Annotated in this window: 18 protein-coding genes; 10 read left to right on the plus strand and 8 right to left on the minus strand. The window is 66.1% G+C overall.

The genetic code is table 11. The annotated features are described in order from the left end of the window. Positions 1-51 precede the first annotated feature (51 nt). Both clpB and F3J15_RS05390 read right to left on the minus strand, forming a co-directional pair. A complete protein-coding gene (gene clpB, locus F3J15_RS05385) occupies positions 52-2,649 on the minus strand; it encodes an ATP-dependent chaperone ClpB (protein WP_069248128.1) in 2,598 nt (865 codons plus the stop codon). A gap of 157 nt (positions 2,650-2,806) precedes the next feature. Further along, positions 2,807-3,322: an Rrf2 family transcriptional regulator gene (locus F3J15_RS05390; protein WP_166888570.1), complete on the minus strand. Its 516-nt coding sequence runs from the start codon at positions 3,320-3,322 to the stop codon at positions 2,807-2,809. 247 nt (positions 3,323-3,569) lie between these two features. Between F3J15_RS05390 and F3J15_RS05395 the strand changes: the two genes are divergently transcribed. Next, entirely contained in the window at positions 3,570-4,130 is a 561-nt protein-coding gene (locus F3J15_RS05395; protein WP_166888572.1) for a group III truncated hemoglobin, read from the plus strand. Between the two features lie 66 nt (positions 4,131-4,196). On the opposite strand, the gene F3J15_RS05400 is transcribed toward F3J15_RS05395, so the two are convergent. The 6 genes from F3J15_RS05400 to F3J15_RS05425 form a co-directional block, all read right to left on the minus strand. Then, the gene (locus F3J15_RS05400) at positions 4,197-4,673 is read right to left on the minus strand and encodes a molybdenum cofactor biosynthesis protein MoaE (RefSeq protein ID WP_089445783.1); all 477 of its coding nucleotides are present in this window, start codon (positions 4,671-4,673) and stop codon (positions 4,197-4,199) included. A 10-nt stretch (positions 4,674-4,683) separates the two neighbouring features. Next, positions 4,684-4,941, minus strand: a complete 258-nt coding sequence (moaD, locus tag F3J15_RS05405) for a molybdopterin converting factor subunit 1 (protein ID WP_031403202.1) — start codon at positions 4,939-4,941, stop codon at positions 4,684-4,686. Between the two features lie 19 nt (positions 4,942-4,960). Continuing rightward, positions 4,961-6,208, minus strand: a complete 1,248-nt coding sequence (glp, locus tag F3J15_RS05410; RefSeq protein WP_166888574.1) for a gephyrin-like molybdotransferase Glp — start codon at positions 6,206-6,208, stop codon at positions 4,961-4,963. Between the two features lie 245 nt (positions 6,209-6,453). After that, positions 6,454-7,905, minus strand: coding sequence for a threonine synthase (thrC, locus tag F3J15_RS05415; RefSeq protein ID WP_069248133.1), 1,452 nt, complete (start codon positions 7,903-7,905; stop codon positions 6,454-6,456). 12 nt (positions 7,906-7,917) lie between these two features. After that, complete coding sequence (locus F3J15_RS05420) at positions 7,918-9,246, minus strand: homoserine dehydrogenase (protein WP_166888576.1); 1,329 nt, start codon at positions 9,244-9,246, stop codon at positions 7,918-7,920. Between the two features lie 52 nt (positions 9,247-9,298). Then, positions 9,299-10,537, minus strand: a complete 1,239-nt coding sequence (locus F3J15_RS05425; RefSeq protein WP_166888578.1) for a pyridoxal phosphate-dependent aminotransferase — start codon at positions 10,535-10,537, stop codon at positions 9,299-9,301. A 315-nt stretch (positions 10,538-10,852) separates the two neighbouring features. Between F3J15_RS05425 and F3J15_RS05430 the strand changes: the two genes are divergently transcribed. The 9 genes from F3J15_RS05430 to F3J15_RS05470 all read left to right on the plus strand — a co-directional run bounded on the left by F3J15_RS05430 (position 10,853) and on the right by F3J15_RS05470 (position 19,217). Beyond that, positions 10,853-11,227, plus strand: coding sequence for an Mth938-like domain-containing protein (locus F3J15_RS05430; RefSeq protein WP_069248135.1), 375 nt, complete (start codon positions 10,853-10,855; stop codon positions 11,225-11,227). A 124-nt stretch (positions 11,228-11,351) separates the two neighbouring features. Further along, positions 11,352-13,028 carry a glycosyltransferase family 39 protein gene (locus F3J15_RS05435; protein WP_166888581.1) on the plus strand — a complete coding sequence of 559 codons (1,677 nt, stop codon included), beginning with the start codon at positions 11,352-11,354 and terminating at the stop codon, positions 13,026-13,028. 13 nt (positions 13,029-13,041) lie between these two features. Then, positions 13,042-13,413 carry an EamA family transporter gene (locus F3J15_RS05440; protein ID WP_011352303.1) on the plus strand — a complete coding sequence of 124 codons (372 nt, stop codon included), beginning with the start codon at positions 13,042-13,044 and terminating at the stop codon, positions 13,411-13,413. Between the two features lie 133 nt (positions 13,414-13,546). After that, positions 13,547-14,698, plus strand: a complete 1,152-nt coding sequence (locus tag F3J15_RS05445) for a DegT/DnrJ/EryC1/StrS aminotransferase family protein (protein ID WP_166888584.1) — start codon at positions 13,547-13,549, stop codon at positions 14,696-14,698. Positions 14,699-14,704: 6 nt separating this feature from the next. After that, positions 14,705-15,742 carry a glycosyltransferase gene (locus tag F3J15_RS05450; RefSeq protein WP_089425587.1) on the plus strand — a complete coding sequence of 346 codons (1,038 nt, stop codon included), beginning with the start codon at positions 14,705-14,707 and terminating at the stop codon, positions 15,740-15,742. After that, the gene (locus tag F3J15_RS05455) at positions 15,739-16,686 is read left to right on the plus strand and encodes a formyltransferase (protein WP_166888589.1); all 948 of its coding nucleotides are present in this window, start codon (positions 15,739-15,741) and stop codon (positions 16,684-16,686) included. Before F3J15_RS05450 ends, F3J15_RS05455 begins: the two co-directional genes overlap by 4 nt. Continuing rightward, positions 16,683-17,738: a bifunctional UDP-4-keto-pentose/UDP-xylose synthase gene (locus tag F3J15_RS05460; RefSeq protein WP_166888592.1), complete on the plus strand. Its 1,056-nt coding sequence runs from the start codon at positions 16,683-16,685 to the stop codon at positions 17,736-17,738. The genes F3J15_RS05455 and F3J15_RS05460 overlap by 4 nt, the downstream gene beginning before the upstream one ends. Before the next feature lie 13 nt (positions 17,739-17,751). After that, positions 17,752-18,648 (plus strand): polysaccharide deacetylase family protein, encoded by an 897-nt coding sequence (locus F3J15_RS05465; RefSeq protein WP_089445789.1) that lies wholly within the window; start codon positions 17,752-17,754, stop codon positions 18,646-18,648. A 107-nt stretch (positions 18,649-18,755) separates the two neighbouring features. Next, entirely contained in the window at positions 18,756-19,217 is a 462-nt protein-coding gene (locus F3J15_RS05470) for a peroxiredoxin (RefSeq protein WP_006756046.1), read from the plus strand. Positions 19,218-19,289: the final 72 nt, after the last annotated feature.

Below are 19,289 nucleotides of genomic sequence, written 5' to 3' on the forward strand. Positions count from 1 at the left end.
GTTTGTTTTTGCGCGCCCGGCGCGAACCGGGCGGCGGCCGAAGGCCTGCGATCAGTGAACGACGCGGTCGAACACGAACTGGCCGTCGTTGACGTCGACCGGGATCACGTCCTTCGGACCGAAGCGGCCCGCGAGGATCAGCTTCGCGACCGGGTTCTCGATCTCCTGCTGGATCGCGCGCTTCAGCGGCCGCGCACCGAACACCGGGTCGTAACCGACCTTCGCGATCTGTTCGAGCGCCGCCGGCGACACGTCGAGCGCCATGTCGAGCTTCGCGAGCCGGTCGTGCAGGCGTGCGAGCTGGATCTTCGCGATCGACTCGATGTTGCTGCGGTCGAGCGCATGGAACACGACGACGTCGTCGATCCGGTTCAGGAACTCGGGGCGGAAATGCTGCTTCACCTCGAGCCACACGGCGTCCTTGATCTCTTCCTGCGGCGCACCCGTCATCGCCTGGATGACCTGCGAGCCGAGGTTCGACGTCATCACGATCACCGTGTTCTTGAAGTCGACCGTGCGCCCCTGCCCGTCCGTCATGCGGCCGTCGTCGAGCACCTGCAGCAGCACGTTGAACACGTCCGGATGCGCCTTCTCGATCTCGTCGAGCAGGATCACGCTGTACGGCTTGCGGCGCACGGCTTCCGTCAGGTAACCGCCTTCCTCGTAGCCGACATAGCCCGGCGGCGCGCCGATCAGCCGCGCGACGCTGTGCTTCTCCATGAACTCGCTCATGTCGATGCGGATCAGGTGCTCTTCCGAATCGAACAGGAACGACGCCAGCGCCTTGCACAGCTCGGTCTTGCCGACACCGGTCGGGCCGAGGAACAGGAACGAGCCGTACGGACGGTTCGGATCGGCGAGACCGGCGCGCGAACGACGGATCGCATCGGCCACCGCGCTGATCGCCTCGTCCTGGCCGACCACGCGCTCGTGCAGCTTTTCCTCGATGTGCAGCAGCTTCTCGCGTTCGCCCTGCATCATCCGCGACACCGGGATCCCGGTCGAACGCGACACGACTTCCGCGATCTCCTCGGCGCCGACCTGCGTGCGCAGCAGGCGCGGCCGCGTCGGGTTGTGCTGCTCCTGCTCTTCGGCCTGCGTGACCTGCTTCAGCTGCGCCTCGAGCTGCGGCAGCTTGCCGTACTGCAGCTCGGCGACCTTCTCCAGCTTGCCTTCACGCTGCAGGCGCGCGATGTCCGCACGCACCTTCTCGATCTCTTCCTTCAGCTGCGCGCTGCCCTGCACCGCGGCCTTCTCGGCGGTCCAGATTTCCTCGAGGTCCGCATATTCGCGGCCGAGACGCTCGATCTCTTCCTCGATCAGCTGCAGGCGCTTCTGCGACGCTTCGTCCTGCTCCTTCTTCACGGCTTCGCGCTCGATCTTCAGCTGGATCAGACGACGGTCGAGCTTGTCCATCTCTTCGGGCTTCGAATCGATTTCCATCTTGATCTTCGAAGCGGCTTCGTCGATCAGGTCGATGGCCTTGTCCGGCAAGAAGCGGTCGGTGATGTAGCGGTGCGACAGCTCGGCCGCGGCGACGATCGCCGGGTCGGTGATGTCGACGCCGTGGTGCAGTTCGTACTTCTCCTGCAGCCCGCGCAGGATCGCGATCGTCGCCTCGACGCTCGGCTCGTCGACGAGCACCTTCTGGAAGCGGCGCTCGAGCGCGGCATCCTTCTCGATGTACTTGCGGTATTCGTCGAGCGTGGTCGCGCCGATGCAGTGCAGCTCGCCGCGCGACAGCGCCGGCTTCAGCATGTTGCCCGCATCCATCGCGCCTTCGGCCTTGCCCGCGCCGACCATCGTGTGGATTTCGTCGATGAAGACGATCGTCTGGCCCTCGTCCTTCGCGATGTCGTTGAGCACCGCCTTCAGGCGCTCCTCGAATTCGCCGCGATACTTCGCGCCGGCGAGCAGTGCGGCCATGTCGAGCGACAGCACGCGCTTGCCCTTCAGCGTCTCGGGCACTTCGCCGTTGACGATCCGCTGCGCGAGCCCTTCGACGATCGCCGTCTTGCCGACGCCCGGCTCGCCGATCAGCACCGGGTTGTTCTTGGTGCGGCGCTGCAGGATCTGGATCGAACGGCGGATTTCGTCGTCGCGGCCGATCACCGGATCGAGCTTGCCCGCACGGGCGCGCTCGGTCAGGTCGACCGTGTATTTCTTCAGCGCCTCGCGCTGGCTTTCCGCGTCCTGGCTGTGCACCTGCGAGCCGCCGCGCACCGCGGCGATCGCGGCTTCGAGCGCCTTGCGCGTGAGGCCGTGCTGGCGGGCGAGCTTGCCGGCGTCGCCCTTGTCGTCGGACACGGCGAGCAGGAACATCTCGCTCGCGATGAACGTGTCGTTGAGCTTCTGCGCTTCCTTGTCGGCCTGGTTCAGCAGCCCGGCCAGTTCACGGCCGATCTGGATGTCGCCGCCCGTGCCCGTCACTTGCGGCAGGCGCGAAATGGCCTCGTTCAGCGCGCCTTGCAGCGCCTGAATGTGAACGCCCGCGCGCGACATCAGCGAGCGGGCGGAACCGTCCTGCTGCGCGACCAGCGCGGCGAGAACGTGAACGGGTTCGATGTATTGATTGTCGCGGCCTGCCGCGAGGCTTTGCGCGTCCGCGAGTGCTTCCTGGAACTTGGTGGTGAGCTTGTCGATTCTCATTTAGTCGAGACCTCCAATTTTCGATTAACACCAAGATGAGGATGGTCATGCGGCTTTCAAGCGAAATTCGGGTTGATTCAGCGCAAAAATCGATGAATATCCTTGAAGCGGCCCCGGGACGGACCATGGCCGGATCGAGAAGCGCGGCGAGCGCGTATCAGCCGGCCGTCGACGGCGGCTCGACGGACGCAGGTGCGTCTTCCGGCAAAGGCTCGGCGCGCAGGCGCACGACCGGGTGGATGCCGAGCAACGCGGCGAGCGGCGAAGCGGGTTCGACCAGTTCGCCGAGCGTGTGACGGTCGAGTTCGGCGAAGAATGCATCGCGCGCGGCCGCCAGCACGCCCTTCAACCGGCATTGCGGCTCGATCACGCAGCCGCGCGATTCGCCGTCGGCCGAGAAGCAGCCGACCAGCGCGAAGTCGCTCTCGGTCGCACGCACGACCTGGCTGACGGTCAGTTGCAGCGATTCGGGGAACAGCCGCAGCCCGCCATTGCGACCGCGGACGGTATCGACCCACCCCAGTTCGCCGAGCTGCTGCACGACTTTCATCAGATGGTTCTTTGAGATGCCGTAGGCGTCCGAGATCTCCTGGATCGTAGCGAGCCCCTCGCCGCGCACGGCAAGGTACAGCATCACGCGCAGCGAATAGTCGGTGTAGTCGGTGAGTCTCATGGGCGAATACGGAAAAGATCGATCGTGCCCCGATTACGTGAGCCGGGCCGATCGGGATGCGCGCGGGGCCGATTTACGGCCCTGCTCCGCGGCTCCGGGTTGCCGGGATGGCGCGCGCGCAATAAGATGCGTGACACTTACACGTTTTTCAGGGGTATTGGACGCTATTTTGCGTCAAAATTCGGCCGGCGTCCTACTCGATGCCCGCGCCGCCCCTGTCGCTGCCTATTTCTCCGGCCCTTTTGCCATGACCGTCCTGCCCGCCTCGCCCGATACCGCACCGGCCCGCCCTCGCGACACCGAGCCGACCGAAGAGAACATCCGCGATCTCGTCTACGCGTTCTACGACCGCGTGCGCGCCGATCCGCTGCTCGGGCCGGTGTTCGACGCGAAGCTGGCCGGCCGCTGGGACGACCACCTGCCGAAGATGGTCACGTTCTGGTCGAGCCTCGTGCTCGGCACCAAGGGCTATCGCGGCAACGTGCAGCAGGCGCACCAGCCGCTCGACGGGATCGAGCCCGCCCATTTCAGCCGCTGGCTGTCGCTGTTCCTGAAGACCGTGGAGACGCGCTACGCGCCGCCCGCGGCGATCCGCTTCATGGAGCCGGCACTGCGCATCGCGCAGAGCCTCCAGTTGAGCCGGTTCGGCTGGGACTACCAGATTCCGCCCGAGCAGCAGGCGCTGCTCGACGCGATCGCGCCGCGCCGTCGGGATGCGGGTGACGATCCGCACGCGTTGCCGTCGCGTGCCCGCGGCGAGCCGTTTCCGACGAAGATCATCGGGCGCAGCAGCGATCCGGACGCGTAACGGGCAACCGGCGCGCGCGACACTTGCGCGCATGCGGCATCGCGCCACACTACCCTGGCGCCACGCTCAGCGCCGCGTATTGCCCGATTCGATGCCCCAGCGCGCGAGCGCGGCATCGTCGGTGCTGCGCGCATCGACCCAGCGCTCGCCATCCGGCGTGGTTTCCTTCTTCCAGAACGGCGCTTCGGTCTTCAGGTAGTCCATCACGAACTCGCACGACGCGAACGCATCGCCGCGGTGCGACGCCACCGTGGCGACCATCACGATCTGGTCGAGCGGCAGGAGCTTGCCGACGCGATGCACGATCGCGACGTCGATGCCCGGCCAGCGCCGGCCGGCCTCGGCGGCAATCTTCTCGAGCGCCTTCTCGGTCATCCCCGGATAGTGCTCGAGCTCCATCGCCGCAACCGAATCGCCTTCGTTCAGGTCGCGCACCGTGCCGACGAAGCACGCGACCGCGCCGATCTTCGGGTTGCGCGCACGCAATGCCGCGACCTCGGCGTTCAGGTCGAAGTCGTCGGTCTGGATTCGTACCGTTGCCATTGCCGGTGCCTCAACCGCCCGTGACCGGCGGAAAGAACGCGACTTCGCAGCCTTCGGTCAGCCGCGTGTCGGGATCGGTCATCTCGTGATTGCACGCCATGCGCAGTGCGCGCCCTTCCGCGAGTGTCTCGGCCCACGCACCGCCGCGCACGCGCAGCCACGCGCGCACGTCGCCCACGGTCGTGACGCCGTCCGGCACGTCGGCCTGCTCGTCGGCGACGCCCAGTGCCTCGCGCACGCTGGCAAAAAATTTCAGTTGAATCTTCATGGTTCGGGAAGCCGTCGCGTTACGACAGCAGTTCGGAAAACGGAATGAAACGCACGGTCTCGCCGGCGCTGATCGCGTGCTGCGGCGGATTGTCGATGAGGCCGTCGCCCCACACCGTCGACGTCAGCACCGCCGAACTCTGGTTCGGGAACAGGTCGAGGCCGCCGGCCGCGTTGATCCGCGCACGCAGGAATTCGTTGCGCCGGTCGCCCTTGTGTTGCGAAAAGTCGGCACGCAGCGACAGCGCGCGCGGCGCGACGTCGCGCACGCCGGACAGGCGCAGCAGGAACGGCCGCACGAACAGCAGAAACGTGACGAAGCTCGACACCGGGTTGCCGGGCAGCCCGATGAAGTGTGCATCGGGGCGATCGTCGCCGCGGCGCACCGCGCCGTACGCGAGCGGCTTGCCGGGCTTCATCGCGATCTGCCACAGCGCGAGCCGCCCTTCGGCCTCGACGGCCGGCTTCACGTGATCCTCGTCGCCGACCGACACGCCGCCGCTCGTCAGGATCACGTCGTGATCGCGGGCGGCCTCGCGCAGCGTGTCGCGCGTCGCGGCGAGCGAATCGGGCACGATCCCGTAGTCGGTCACGTGGCAGCCGAGCCGCTCCAGCAGCCCGCGCAGCGTGAACCGGTTCGAGTTGTAGATCGCGCCGGGCTTCAACGGCTCGCCCGGCATCGTCAGTTCGTCGCCGGTGAAGAACACCGCGACGCGAATCCGCCGCGCCACCGACAGCTGCGCGCAGCCGACCGACGCGGCCAGGCCGAGCGCCTGCGGCGTGAGCCGCGTGCCGGCCGGCAGGATCACCGAGCCCTGCCGGATATCCGCGCCCTGCGCGGTGATCCATTCGCCGGCCTTCGGCGTGTGCAGGATCTCGACCGCATCGCCGTCGGCCGACGCCTGTTCCTGCATCACGACGGCGTCGGCGCCGGGCGGCACCGTCGCGCCGGTGAAGATCCGCGCGGCCGTGCCGGCTGTGAGCGGCGCGGCCGGATGACCGGCCGGAATGCGCTGCGAGACCGGCAAGCGCCGCTCGCCATGCAGCAGGTCGGCGACTCGCACCGCATAGCCGTCCATCGCGCTCGTATGCATCGGCGGCACGTCGAGCGGCGAGCTCACGTCGGCCGTCAGCACACGGCCGAGCGCGTCGAGCGTGGCGACGGTTTCGGCGCCGGGCAACGGCTTCGCGGCATCGAGCAGCGCGGCGAGCGCCTCGGCGGTCGACAGCATCGGCGCGCGCGGCGCCGCGGGATTCGGGTTCGACATCGATGGAATCGGGGATCGTTGGATTCAATACGTCATTGTAGCGACGCCGTCGCGCGGGCGCGCGATATGGCCGACATGCGGAAACTGTGATTCGCGCGAACGCGCCGGTCTGACACTTGTTTCGTACGCGTTGTGACGACCGCCGCTTGGCAGCTGCCAAACGAAACGGCCGGAACCCCGATCCGTTCGACGAATCGGCATTCCGGCCGTCCCTGCGCAACCGGGCCCGCAGGCCCGGCCGTGCGTCATGCGCCCGTATGGGCGGCGATGAAGTCCTTCACCTGCTGCGCATCGGCCTTCACGACCTCGAAACGCTGCGGCAGCGCCTCGAGCCCGTCGAACGCGGCCGGCCGCTCGGCTTCACGATCGAGTGCTTCGCGGATCGTCTCGCCGAACTTGATCGGCTGCGCCGTCTCGAGCACGACCATCGGTACGCCCGCATCGAGATGCTCGCGCGCGACCTTCACGCCGTCGGCGGTATGCGTATCGATCATCGTGTCGTAGCGCGAGAACACATCGCGGATCGTCGCGATGCGGTCCGTGTGGCTGCTGCGGCCCGACACGAAACCGAATTCGGCAACGCGCGAGAAATCGCCGCTCGCCGCGAGATCGAAACCGCCCTTCTCCTCGACGTCGCGGAACAGCTGCATCACGCGCGCCGGGTCGCGGCCGAGCAGGTCGAACACGAAACGCTCGAAGTTCGACGCCTTCGAGATGTCCATGCTCGGGCTGCTCGTGTGATAGGTGTTCTCGGCGCTGCGCACGCGATACGCGCCCGTGCGGAAGAACTCGTCGAGCACGTCGTTCTCGTTGGTCGCGACCACGAGCTTCGCGATCGGCAGCCCCATCATCCGCGCGATGTGGCCGGCGCAGACGTTGCCGAAGTTGCCCGACGGCACCGTGAACGACACGCGCTCGTCATTCGACCGAGTGGCGGCGAAATAGCCCTTGAAGTAGTACACGACCTGCGCGACGACGCGTGCCCAGTTGATCGAGTTGACCGTGCCGATCTTCTGCTGCGCCTTGAACGCGTGATCGTTCGACACGGCCTTCACGATGTCCTGGCAATCGTCGAACACGCCTTCGACCGCGAGGTTGAAGATGTTCGGATCCTGCAGGCTGAACATCTGGGCCGTCTGGAACGCGCTCATCTTCTTGTGCGGCGACAGCATGAACACGCGCACACCGGCCTTGCCGCGCATCGCGTATTCGGCCGCGCTGCCCGTGTCGCCGGACGTCGCGCCGAGAATGTTCAGCGTCTGCCCGTGCTTCGCGAGCGTGTACTCGAACAGGTTACCGAGCAACTGCATCGCCATGTCCTTGAACGCGAGCGTCGGGCCGTTCGACAGTTCGAGCAGCGAGAGCGGCGCGCCGTTCTCGGTACCGAGCGTCTTCAGCGGCGTGATGTCGGACGCGTTCTCGCCATGGCGCGTGTTGCGGTACACGTCGGCCGTGTACGTGCGGCGCGTAATCGCGCGCAGGTCGTCGGCCGGCACGTCGTCGCAGAACTTCGACAGGATCTCGAACGCGAGATCCGCGTACGACAGCGTGCGCCAGCGTGCGAGCTCGTCGGCGGACACCGTCGGATACTCGGCCGGCAGGTAGAGCCCGCCGTCCTTCGCGAGACCGCCGAGCAGGATGTCGGAGAACGTGTGGCGCTCGCCGATGCCGGCGCCGCGCGTGGAGATGTAGTTCATGTCGTCCTCAGCTCAGTTCAGCGCTTCCATGCGCAGCTTCGTCACCTTCGATACCACCGTCGCGAGGCTCTCGATCTGCGCGATCGCCGCATTCACGTTCTTCTCGACCGTTTCGTGCGTGATCAGGATGATGTCGGTTTCGCCGTTCGCACCGTCGACCTGCTCCGACTCCTTCTGCAGCAGCGCGTCGATCGAGATGCCCGATTCGGCGAGGATGCGCGTGATGGCGGCCAGCACGCCGGTTTGATCGGCAACGCGCAGGCGCAGGTAATAGCCGCTCGTCACTTCCTCGATCGGCAGGATCGGCGTGTTCGAGAGGCTGTCCGGCTGGAACGCGAGATGCGGCACGCGATGCTCGGGGTCCGCCGTGTGCAGGCGCGTGACGTCGACGAGATCCGCGACCACGGCCGATGCGGTCGGCTCCGCGCCCGCGCCCTTGCCGTAGTACAGCGTCGTGCCGACCGCGTCGCCGTGCACGACGACCGCGTTCATCGCGCCTTCGACGTTCGCGAGCAGGCGCTTCTCCGGGATCAGCGTCGGATGCACGCGCAGCTCGATGCCGTTTTCGGCGCGGCGCGTGATGCCGAGCAGCTTGATCCGGTAGCCGAGTTCTTCCGCGTAGCGGATGTCGGTCGCGTCGAGCTTGCTGATGCCCTCGACGTACGCGCGGTCGAACTGCACCGGCACGCCGAACGCGATCGCGCTCATGATCGTCGCCTTGTGCGCGGCGTCGACGCCTTCGATGTCGAAGGTCGGATCGGCTTCCGCGTAGCCGAGCTCCTGCGCGGCCTTCAGCGCGGTCGCGAAGTCGAGCCCGCGATCGCGCATTTCCGACAGGATGTAGTTGGTCGTGCCGTTGATGATGCCCGCGATGTACTGGATGCGGTTCGCGGTCAGGCCTTCGCGCAGCGCCTTGATGATCGGGATGCCGCCGGCGACGGCCGCCTCGAACGCGACCATCACGCCCTTCGCGCGCGCCGCCTCGAAGATCTCGGTTCCGTGCACCGCGAGCAGCGCCTTGTTGGCCGTCACGACGTGCTTGCCGTTCGCGATCGCGCGCAGCACGAGCTCGCGTGCGATGCCCGTGCCGCCGATCATCTCGGCGATGATCGCGATCGACGGATCATCGACGACTGCGTTGAAATCGTCGGTGATCTGCGCGGCGCCGGCGTCGCCGCCGAGCGCAGCCAGCGCCTTGGCCGGGTTGCGCACCGCAATGCGCGTCACCTCGATGCCGCGCCCCGCGCGTCGCTTGATTTCTTCCTGGTTGCGGCCCAGCACCGTGAAGGTGCCGCTGCCCACCGTGCCGAAGCCCAACAGGCCAACTTTGATCGGTTCCATGCTGCGTGTGATCGATGAGTAAGAAGTAGTGAATTCCGTGGGGTCCTGCCGCTCAGGCCGAATGGCGCTTGCGGTAGCCGTCGAGGAAGCGTGCGATCCGGTTGATCGAATCGGTCAGGTCGTCGAGGTTCGGCAGGAAGACCACGCGGAAGTGATCCGGCGTCGTCCAGTTGAAGCCCGTGCCCTGTACGAGCAATACCCGCTCCTCGAGCAGCAGGTCGAGAATGAACTGCTGGTCGTTCTGGATCGGATAAAGCTTCGGGTCGAGGCGCGGGAACATGTACAGCGCGGCCTGCGGCTTCACGCAGGTCACGCCCGGGATCGACGTGAGCATGTCGTACGCGAGTTCGCGCTGCTTGTACAGGCGCCCGCTCGGCACGATCAGCTCGTTGATGCTCTGGTAGCCGCCGAGCGCCGTCTGGATCGCGAACTGCCCGGGCACGTTCGCGCACAGGCGCATCGACGACAGGATGCCGAGCCCTTCGAGATAATCCTTCGCGTGCCGGCGGTTGTCGCCGCCGAGGCCCGACACGGCCATCCAGCCCGCGCGGTAGCCGCACGACCGATAGCTCTTCGACAGGCTGTTGAACGTGACGGTGATCACGTCCTCGGACAGCGAACCCAGCGCGGTGTGCTCGAGGCCGTCGTAGACGATCTTGTCGTACACCTCGTCGGCGAACACGATCAGCCCGTGCTGGCGCGCGAGCTCGAGCAGCTCGAGCAGCAATTCGTCCGAATAAAGCGCGCCCGTCGGGTTGTTCGGGTTGATCACGACGATCGCCTTCGTGTTCGGCGTGATCTTGCGGCGGATGTCGTCGAGATCGGGCATCCACGCGTTCTGCTCGTCGCAGATGTAATGCACCGGCGTGCCGCCCGACAGGCTGACCGCCGCCGTCCACAGCGGGTAGTCGGGCGCGGGCAGCAGCACTTCGTCGCCGTCGTTCAGCAGCGCCTGGGTCGCCATCACGATCAGCTCGGACGCGCCGTTGCCGATGTAGATGTCGTCGAGGCCGACGCCCACGACGCCCTTTTCCTGCGTGTAGTGCATCACGGCCTTGCGCGCCGAGAACACGCCCTTCGAATCCGAATAGCCGGACGACGTCGGCAGGTTGCGGATCATGTCCTGGATGATCTCGTCCGGCGCGTCGAAACCGAACGGCGCGAGATTGCCGATGTTCAGCTTGATGATGCGGTGGCCTTCTTCCTCGAGGCGCTTCGCGTGCTCGAGCACCGGGCCACGGATGTCGTAGCAGACGTTGAGCAGCTTGTTCGACTTCTGAATCGGTTTCACGACGACACGGTTCCTGGGTTGGCCTTGCGGCCGGGGGGACGGGATCAAAACTGGAAAGCGGCCGGTCTGTGCGCGCTGTCTAGACTGGGAAAAAGCGGGCGGTCGGGCGCGGCTTGTGGCGACGCGCGACGCAAGTGGCGCCCGGGGGCGACCAAAAAGTTATAATTTAGCGGATTTTGGCTGACTTTCGCAATGCACCATAGCCGCGCCGGGCCCGCGCCGTCAGGCGTCCCGCGCGCTCGGGCAAGCGAAACCGGCCATCCGGGCCCGTGTGGCCCTGCGATACATTCCCCTACGGAACCGCGGAATACCGATTTGAAACTGCACCAGGACACGAGCGGCGCGCTCAACACCGTCACCGGCTACGGCCCCGATTATGTCGACGTCAATCTCGAACGCCATGAAACGAGCGTCATCGTGCTGCCCGGCGCGCCGGTCCGGGCCTGGCCCGTGTCGTCGTTCGACGCGCTCGCGCCCGAGCATTTCGCGATGCTGCTCGACCCGACACCCGAACTCGTGATCTTCGGCAGCGGCGCGCGGCTGCGCTTCCCGCACCCGCGGCTCGTCGCGGCGCTCACGGCGAAGCGGATCGGCGTCGAGACGATGGATTTCCAGGCTGCCTGCCGCACCTACAACATCCTGATGGCCGAAGGCCGCAAAGTCGCCGCCGCGCTCTTAATTGAACGTTAATCCCGGATGCGGTAAAACTCGGGCCGGCGCAGCGGGTCGATCCCCCGGATCGGCCCGGCCAGGCCGCCCGCCCCCGGCGCAACCCGCCGGCGGCCCGTCACAATAACCAACAGGCTGAAAATCCATGAACGATACGCCGTCGAGGCTACCGCTCAATCGCATCACGCTCGTCCTCCTCGTCGTCGCACTCGCGATCGTCTGGTTCGCGCCGCTCGGGCTGCGCCACCTGATCCCGAGCGACGAAGGCCGCTATGCGGAAATGGCGCGCGAGATGTTCGTCACCGGCGACTGGATCACGCCGCGCTACAACGGCTACAAGTATTTCGAGAAGCCGCCGCTGCAGACCTGGCTGAATGCGCTCACGTTCGCGTGGTTCGGCATCGGCGAATGGCAGGCGCGCCTCTACACGGCCATCGCGAGCTTCGCAGGCATCCTGCTGGTCGGCTACACCGGTGCGCGCCTGTTCAACCCGCTGTCTGGCTTCCTCGCCGCCGTCGTGCTCGCGTCGGCGCCGTACTGGAACCTGATGGGCCACTTCAACGCGCTCGACATGGGGCTCGCGTTCTGGATGTCGCTGTCGCTGTGCTCGCTGCTGCTCGCGCAGCGACCCGGGCTGCGCCCGGCCGCGGCACGCGGCTGGATGTGGGCGTGCTGGGCCGCGATGGCGTTCGCGGTGCTGTCGAAGGGCCTCGTCGGCCTGATCCTGCCCGGCGCCGTGCTCGTGCTCTATACGCTGATCGCACGCGACTGGGCGCTGTGGAAGCGCCTGTACCTGGTGAGCGGCCTCGTGATCTTCTTCGCGATCGTCACGCCGTGGTTCGTGCTCGTCCAGCAGCGCAACCCTGAGTTCTTCAACTTCTTCTTCATCGTCCAGCAGTTCCGCCGGTACCTGACCCCGGAACAGAACCGCCCGGGCCCGCTTTACTACTTCGTGCCCGTGCTGCTGGTCGGCTTCCTGCCGTGGCTGTCGGTCGCGTGGCAGAGCATCCGCCATGCGCTGCGGATGCCGCGCCAGCCGAACGGCTTCTCGCCGATGCTCGTGCTGCTGATCTGGAGCGCATTCATCTTCCTGTTCTTCAGCGCGTCGCATTCGAAGCTGATCTCGTACGTGCTGCCGGTCGCGCCGGCGCTCGCGCTGATCATCGGCGCGTACCTGCCGCTGATGAGCGCCGACCGGTTCCGCCGCCACCTGCTCGGCTACCTCGTGTTCCTCGTCGTCGCGGCGTTCGGGATCATCTTCCTTGCGTACCAGGGCGATGCCCGCACGCCGAACGCGCTGTACCGCGCGTTCCAGATGTGGCTGTACGCGGGCCTCGCGGTCGCGGCCGTGCTGACGCTCGCGGCCGCATGGCTGAACCGCCGCGCGGGCGTGGCCGCCGCGCTCGCCGCCTTCGGCGCCGCGTGGCTCGCGTTCGGCACGATCGGCGGCACCGGTCACGACGAATTCGGCCGCTACAGCTCGGGCGCGCTGCTCGCGCCCACCGTGCGCGCCGAACTGGCGAAACTGCCGGCCGACACGCCGTTCTACTCGATCGAGATGCTCGATCACACGTTCCCGTTCTACATGGGCCACACGACGATCATGGTCCAGCGCCAGGACGAGCTCGCGTTCGGGATCTCGATGGAGCCGAACAAGTGGATTCCGACCGTCGACGAGTGGATCACGCGCTGGAAGCAGGAAACCCATGCGCTCGCGATCATGCCGCCCGGCCTGTACGACACCCTGGTCACGCAAGGCGTGCCGATGCGCGTGATTGCACGCGACAACCGCCGCGTGATCGTCGAGAAACCGCAATCGTAAGGACGCCCGCTGCATGAATCCCGTTTCGTTCGTCTGCATCATCACCGGCGTGATGCTCAACGCCTGTGCGCAACTTCTGCTGAAAGCCGGCGTCAACGCCGTTGGACACTTCGAATTCAGCCGTGCGAACATCATCCCGGTCGGCCTGAAGATCGCGACCCAATTGCCGATCATCGGCGGCCTCGGCTGCTACGTGCTGAGCGTCGTGGTCTGGATCGTCGGGCTGTCGCGGGTCGACGTGTCGATCGCGTACCCGATGCTGTCGCTCGGCTACGTCGTCAACGCATTCGCGGCCTGGTACCTGTTCGGCGAAGTGCTGTCGGTCCAGCGGCTGGTCGGCATCGGCATCATCCTGATCGGCGTGCTGGTGCTCGCGCGAAGCTGAGCATGCCCGCCGCGCGCATTAAGCGTCTGCCTACAAAAAATCACGGTGCGATTCCGCCAACCGGTGTTTAATGCCGGTTTCGGCCGGGATCGCCCGACCCTTTTATTACACGCCATTACAGGCCAAAGCGTACATGAGCCAGACTACCGCTCCGTTTCTGCCGTTCACCCGCCCCGAGATCGATGAGGAAACCATCCAGGGCGTCGTCGACGTGCTGCGCTCGGGCTGGATCACCACCGGCCCGCAGAGCCAGAAATTCGAAGCGGCGCTGTCCGAGTACTGCGGCGGCCGTCCGGTCCGCGCGTTCAATTCGGGCACCTGCACGCTGGAGATCGGCCTGCGCATCGCGGGCGTCGGCCCCGGCGACGAAGTGATCACGACGCCGGCGTCGTGGGTCTCGACCAGCAACGTGATCCTCGAGACGGGCGCGACGCCCGTGTTCGCCGACATCGATCCCGTCACGCGCAACATCGACCTCGACAAGCTCGAGCAGGCGATCACGCCGCGCACGAAGGCGATCATCCCCGTGTTCCTGTCCGGCCTGCCGGTCGACATGGACCGCCTGTACGCCATTGCGCGCGCACACAAGCTGCGCGTGATCGAGGATGCCGCGCAGGCATTCGGCTCGACGTGGAACGGCAAGCGCATCGGCGCGATCGGCGACATCGTGTCGTTCAGCTTCCACGCGAACAAGAACCTGACGACGATCGAAGGCGGCGCACTCGTGCTGAACAACGAGGAAGAAGCGACGCTCGCGCAGAAGTACCGGCTGCAGGGCATCACGCGCACGGGCTTCGACGGGATGGACTGCGACGTGCTCGGCGGCAAGTACAACCTGACCGACGTTGCCGCGCGCGTCGGCCTCGGCCAGTTGCCGCACCTCGACCGCTTCACCGCGCAGCGCCGCGCGCTTGCGCGTGCCTACTTCGCCGAATTCGACGGCAGTGCAGCCGTGAAACTCGGCGTCGGCTTGCCGATCGCCGAATTCGAGAACGGCAACTGGCACATGTTCCTGATCACGCTGCCGCTCGAGCGCCTGACGATCACCCGCGCCGAGTTCATGGCGCAGATGAAGGAACGCGGCATCGGCACGGGTATCCACTACCCGGCGATCCATCTTTTCACGCTGTACCGTGCGCGCGGCTTCAAGGAGGGCATGTTCCCCCACGCCGAACGGTATGGCGCGTCGACCGTCACGCTGCCGCTCTTCACGCAGATGACGGAAGGCGACGTGCGTCGCGTGGTCGACGCCATCAACCAGATTTGCGAACAATACGGAAAATAAGCGTACATGAGTCACCTTGAAGCACGCGCCGGGCACCCGGCCGCCGGGCACCTGGACGCCGGCCGGCCCGAAGTATCGGTCATCATCCCCGTGTACAACGAGGAAGACGGCCTCGCTGCGCTGTTCGCGCGGCTGTATCCGGCGCTCGACGCACTCGACACGTCATACGAAGTGATCCTGATCAACGACGGCAGCCGCGACCGCTCGGCCGCGATGCTCGCCGATCAGTTCCACGTACGTCCCGACACGACGCGCATCGTGCTGCTCAACGGCAACTACGGCCAGCACATGGCGATCCTCGCCGGCTTCGCGCAATCGCGCGGCGAGATCGTCATCACGCTCGACGCCGACCTGCAGAACCCGCCCGAGGAAATCGGCAAGCTGATCGCGAAGATGCGCGAGGGCTACGACTACGTCGGCTCGATCCGCAAGCAGCGCCAGGACAGCCTGTGGCGGCGCAAGGCGTCGCAGATGATGAACCGCCTGCGCGAGCGCATCACGCGCATCAAGATGACCGACCAGGGCTGCATGCTGCGCGCATACAGCCGCCGCATCATCGACACGATCAACGTGTGCGGCGAAGTCAACACGTTCATCCCCGCACTCGCGTACACGTTCGCGCAGAAACCGACCGAAATCGAGGTTGCGCACGAGGAGCGCTTCGCCGGCGAGTCGAAGTACTCGCTGTACAGCCTGATCCGGCTGAACTTCGACCTCGTGACGGGCTTCTCGGTCGTGCCGCTGCAATGGCTGTCGTTCATCGGCGTGATCCTGTCGCTCGGCTCCGCCGCGCTGTTCGTGCTGCTGCTCGTGCGACGCTTCATCGTCGGCGCGGAAGTGCAAGGCGTGTTCACGCTGTTTGCCATCACGTTCTTCCTGCTCGGCGTGATCATCTTCGCGCTCGGCCTGCTCGGCGAATACGTCGGCCGCATCTACCAGCAGGTGCGTGCACGGCCGCGCTACCTGATCCAGGCCGTGCTCGAGCAGCACGACGGCGTGCCGCCAGTGCCGGCCGGCGCAAACCGCACGGGTACCGCGCAATGAAGCCGCGCGCAGTCGTCTTCGCGTATCACAACGTCGGCGTGCGCTGCCTGCAGGTGCTGCTCGCGCGCGGCGTCGACGTCGCGCTCGTCGTCACGCACGAGGACAACCCGAACGAGAACATCTGGTTCGGCAGCGTCGCATCCGTCGCGGCCGAGCACGGCATTCCGGTGCTCACGCCGGCCGATCCCGCCGATCCGGCGCTGCGCCGCGCGGTATCCGACGCGCAGCCGGACTTCATCTTCTCGTTCTACTACCGCCACATGCTGCCGGTGGACCTGCTCGCGATCGCGCCGAAGGGCGCGTACAACATGCACGGGTCGCTGCTGCCGAAATACCGGGGTCGGGTACCGACCAACTGGGCGGTGCTGAACGGCGAAACCGAAACCGGCGCGACGCTCCACGAGATGGCGGCGAAACCCGACGCCGGCGCGATCATCGGCCAGACCGCGGTGCCGATCCTGCCGGACGACACGGCCACGCAGGTGTTCGACAAGGTCACGGTAGCGGCCGAGCAGACGCTCTGGCGCGTGCTGCCCGCGCTGCTCGCGGGCGAGGCGCCGCACCTGCCGAACGATCTCTCGACCGGCAGCTACTACGGCGGGCGCAAGCCCGAGGACGGCCGCGTCGACTGGTCGAAGCCGGCCGCGCAGGTCTACAACCTGGTGCGCGCGGTCGCGCCCCCGTATCCGGGCGCGTTCACGGACGTCGACGGCTCGCGTTTCGTGATCGCACGCGCGCGCCTTGCGGCGCCCGGCAGCGCGGCGGCGGCCGCCGCGGCAGATTTGCCGCCCGGCCTGCACGTAAGCGATAATGCGCTATTCGGCGTCTGCGGCGACAGCCGCGCCCTATCCATTCTCGAGCTGTGGCAGCAGCGCGACGGCAGCGAAACCGTCGTGACGCCCGCGGAATTCGCGCAGTTCATTCATTCTTCCCGTCATTCATGAAAGCAAAAAAAGTCCTGATCCTGGGTGTGAACGGCTTCATCGGCCATCACCTGTCGAAGCGCATTCTTGAAACCACCGATTGGGAAGTGTTCGGCATGGACATGCAGACCGATCGGCTGGGCGACCTCGTCAACCACGAGCGGATGCATTTCTTCGAAGGCGACATCACGATCAACAAGGAGTGGGTCGAGTATCACGTGAAGAAGTGCGACGTGATCCTGCCGCTCGTCGCGATCGCGACGCCCGCCACCTACGTCCAGCAACCGCTGCGCGTGTTCGAACTCGACTTCGAGGCGAACCTGCCGATCGTGCGTTCGGCCGTCAAGTACGGCAAGCACCTCGTGTTCCCGTCGACCTCCGAGGTCTACGGCATGTGCTCGGACGAGCAGTTCGACCCGGATGCATCGGCCCTCACCTACGGCCCGATCAACAAGCCGCGCTGGATCTACGCGTGCTCGAAGCAGCTGATGGACCGCGTGATCTGGGGCTACGGGATGGAAGGCCTGAACTTCACGCTGTTCCGTCCGTTCAACTGGATCGGCCCGGGCCTCGACTCGATCTACACGCCGAAGGAAGGCAGCTCGCGCGTGGTCACGCAGTTCCTCGGCCACATCGTGCGCGGCGAGAACATCAGCCTCGTCGACGGCGGCTCGCAGAAGCGCGCGTTCACCGACATCGGCGACGGCATCAGCGCGCTGATGAAGATCATCGAGAACATGGACGGCGTCGCGTCGGGCAAGATCTACAACATCGGGAATCCGAAGAACAACTTCTCGGTTCGCGAACTCGCGCACAAGATGCTCGAACTGGCGGCGGAATTCCCCGAGTACGCCGATTCGGCCAAGCAGGTGAAGCTCGTCGAAACGACGTCCGGCGCCTACTACGGCAACGGCTACCAGGACGTGCAGAACCGCGTGCCGAAGATCGACAACACGATGCAGGAACTCGGCTGGGCGCCGCAGGCGACGTTCGACGACGCGCTGCGCAACATCTTCGAAGCGTATCGCGGCCACGTCGCCGACGCGCGCGCGCTCGTCGAACAGCAAGGCTGACCGGGACGTTCGCTTGGCTCGCATCGTCCTCAAGATCGACGTCGACACGCTGCGCGGCACGCGCGAAGGCGTGCCGAACCTCGCGCGCATCTTCGACCGCTTCAGTGCGCGCGCGACCTTCCTCTTCAGCCTCGGGCCCGATCACACGGGCTGGGCGCTGCGGCGCGTGTTCCGCCCCGGCTTCCTGAAGAAGGTGTCGCGCACGTCGGTGGTCGAACACTACGGCGTGAAGCAGCTGATGTATGGCGTGCTGCTGCCGGGTCCCGACATCGGCCGCCGCGCGATCGCCGACATGCGCGCGATCCACGAGGCCGGCTTCGAATGCGGCATCCACACGTGGGATCACGTGTACTGGCAGGACAACGTCCGCGTGCGCGATCGTGACTGGACCGCGCGTGAAATGCAGAAGAGTCACGCGCGCTTCATCGAGGTCTTCGGCGCGCCGCCCGTCACGCACGGCGCGGCTGGCTGGCAGATGAACGATTCCGCGTTCGAGCAGATCGACGCATGGGGGATGCGCTACGCATCCGACGGCCGCGGCCATTCGCCGTACCTGCCCGTCGTCAACGGCCGCACGCTGTCGCACGTGCAGATGCCCACCACGTTGCCGACGCTCGACGAAGTGCTCGGCATCGACGGCGTCGACACGCACAACGTCGCCGCGCACATCCTCAAGTTCACCGAAACCAATCCGCACGACCAGGTGTTCACGCTGCATGCGGAACTGGAAGGCCAGAAGCTTGCGCCCGTGTTCGAGCAACTGCTCGCTGGCTGGCGCGCGCAAGGCCACACGTTCGCGACGATGGGCGACTACCACGCGACGCTGGACCGCGACTCGCTGCCATCGTACCCTGTCACGTGGGGCGAAATCCCCGGCCGCTCCGGCGAACTGATCGTCCAGCCCGACTGAGTTCGCACGAGCCGGCGTCGCCGCTCCGCCCTTGCGGCGCGCTGCCGCGACGGCCCGCCGTACCGCGCCGCCGCAGCGGCGCCTTTCCATAACAACAGGAGAAACACGTGTCCGTCGAAGTTGACCGTCAAGTTCCCGATTTCACCGCACCGGCCACGGGCGGCGACATTTCGCTGTCCGACCTGAAGGGCAAGAAACTCGTGCTGTACTTCTATCCGAAGGACAACACGCCGGGCTGCACGACCGAAGGGCTGCAGTTCCGCGATCTCTATCCGAAGTTCAAGAAAGCCGGTGCGGAAGTCATCGGCGTGTCGCGCGACAGCCTGCGCTCGCATGACAATTTCAAGGCAAAGCTCGAACTGCCGTTCCCGCTGATTTCCGATGCCGACGAAGCGCTGTGCGCGCTGTTCGATGTCATCAAGATGAAGAAAATGTATGGCAAGGAAGTGCGCGGAATCGAGCGCTCCACGTTCCTGATCGACGCCGACGGCGTGCTTCGCCAGGCATGGCGCGGCATCAAGGTACCGGGTCATGTGGACGACGTGCTAAGTGCTGTACAAGCGCTTTGAGGCGCGTTATATTGGGCCGCAATGAATGCCAGTTCGCCCCATATTTCTCGTAGCTGCGCCGGTGCTCGTTGC

Origin of the sequence: Burkholderia sp. Ap-955 (genome assembly GCF_011753045.1) — a bacterium.
Lineage (GTDB): Bacteria > Pseudomonadota > Gammaproteobacteria > Burkholderiales > Burkholderiaceae > Burkholderia > Burkholderia lata_D.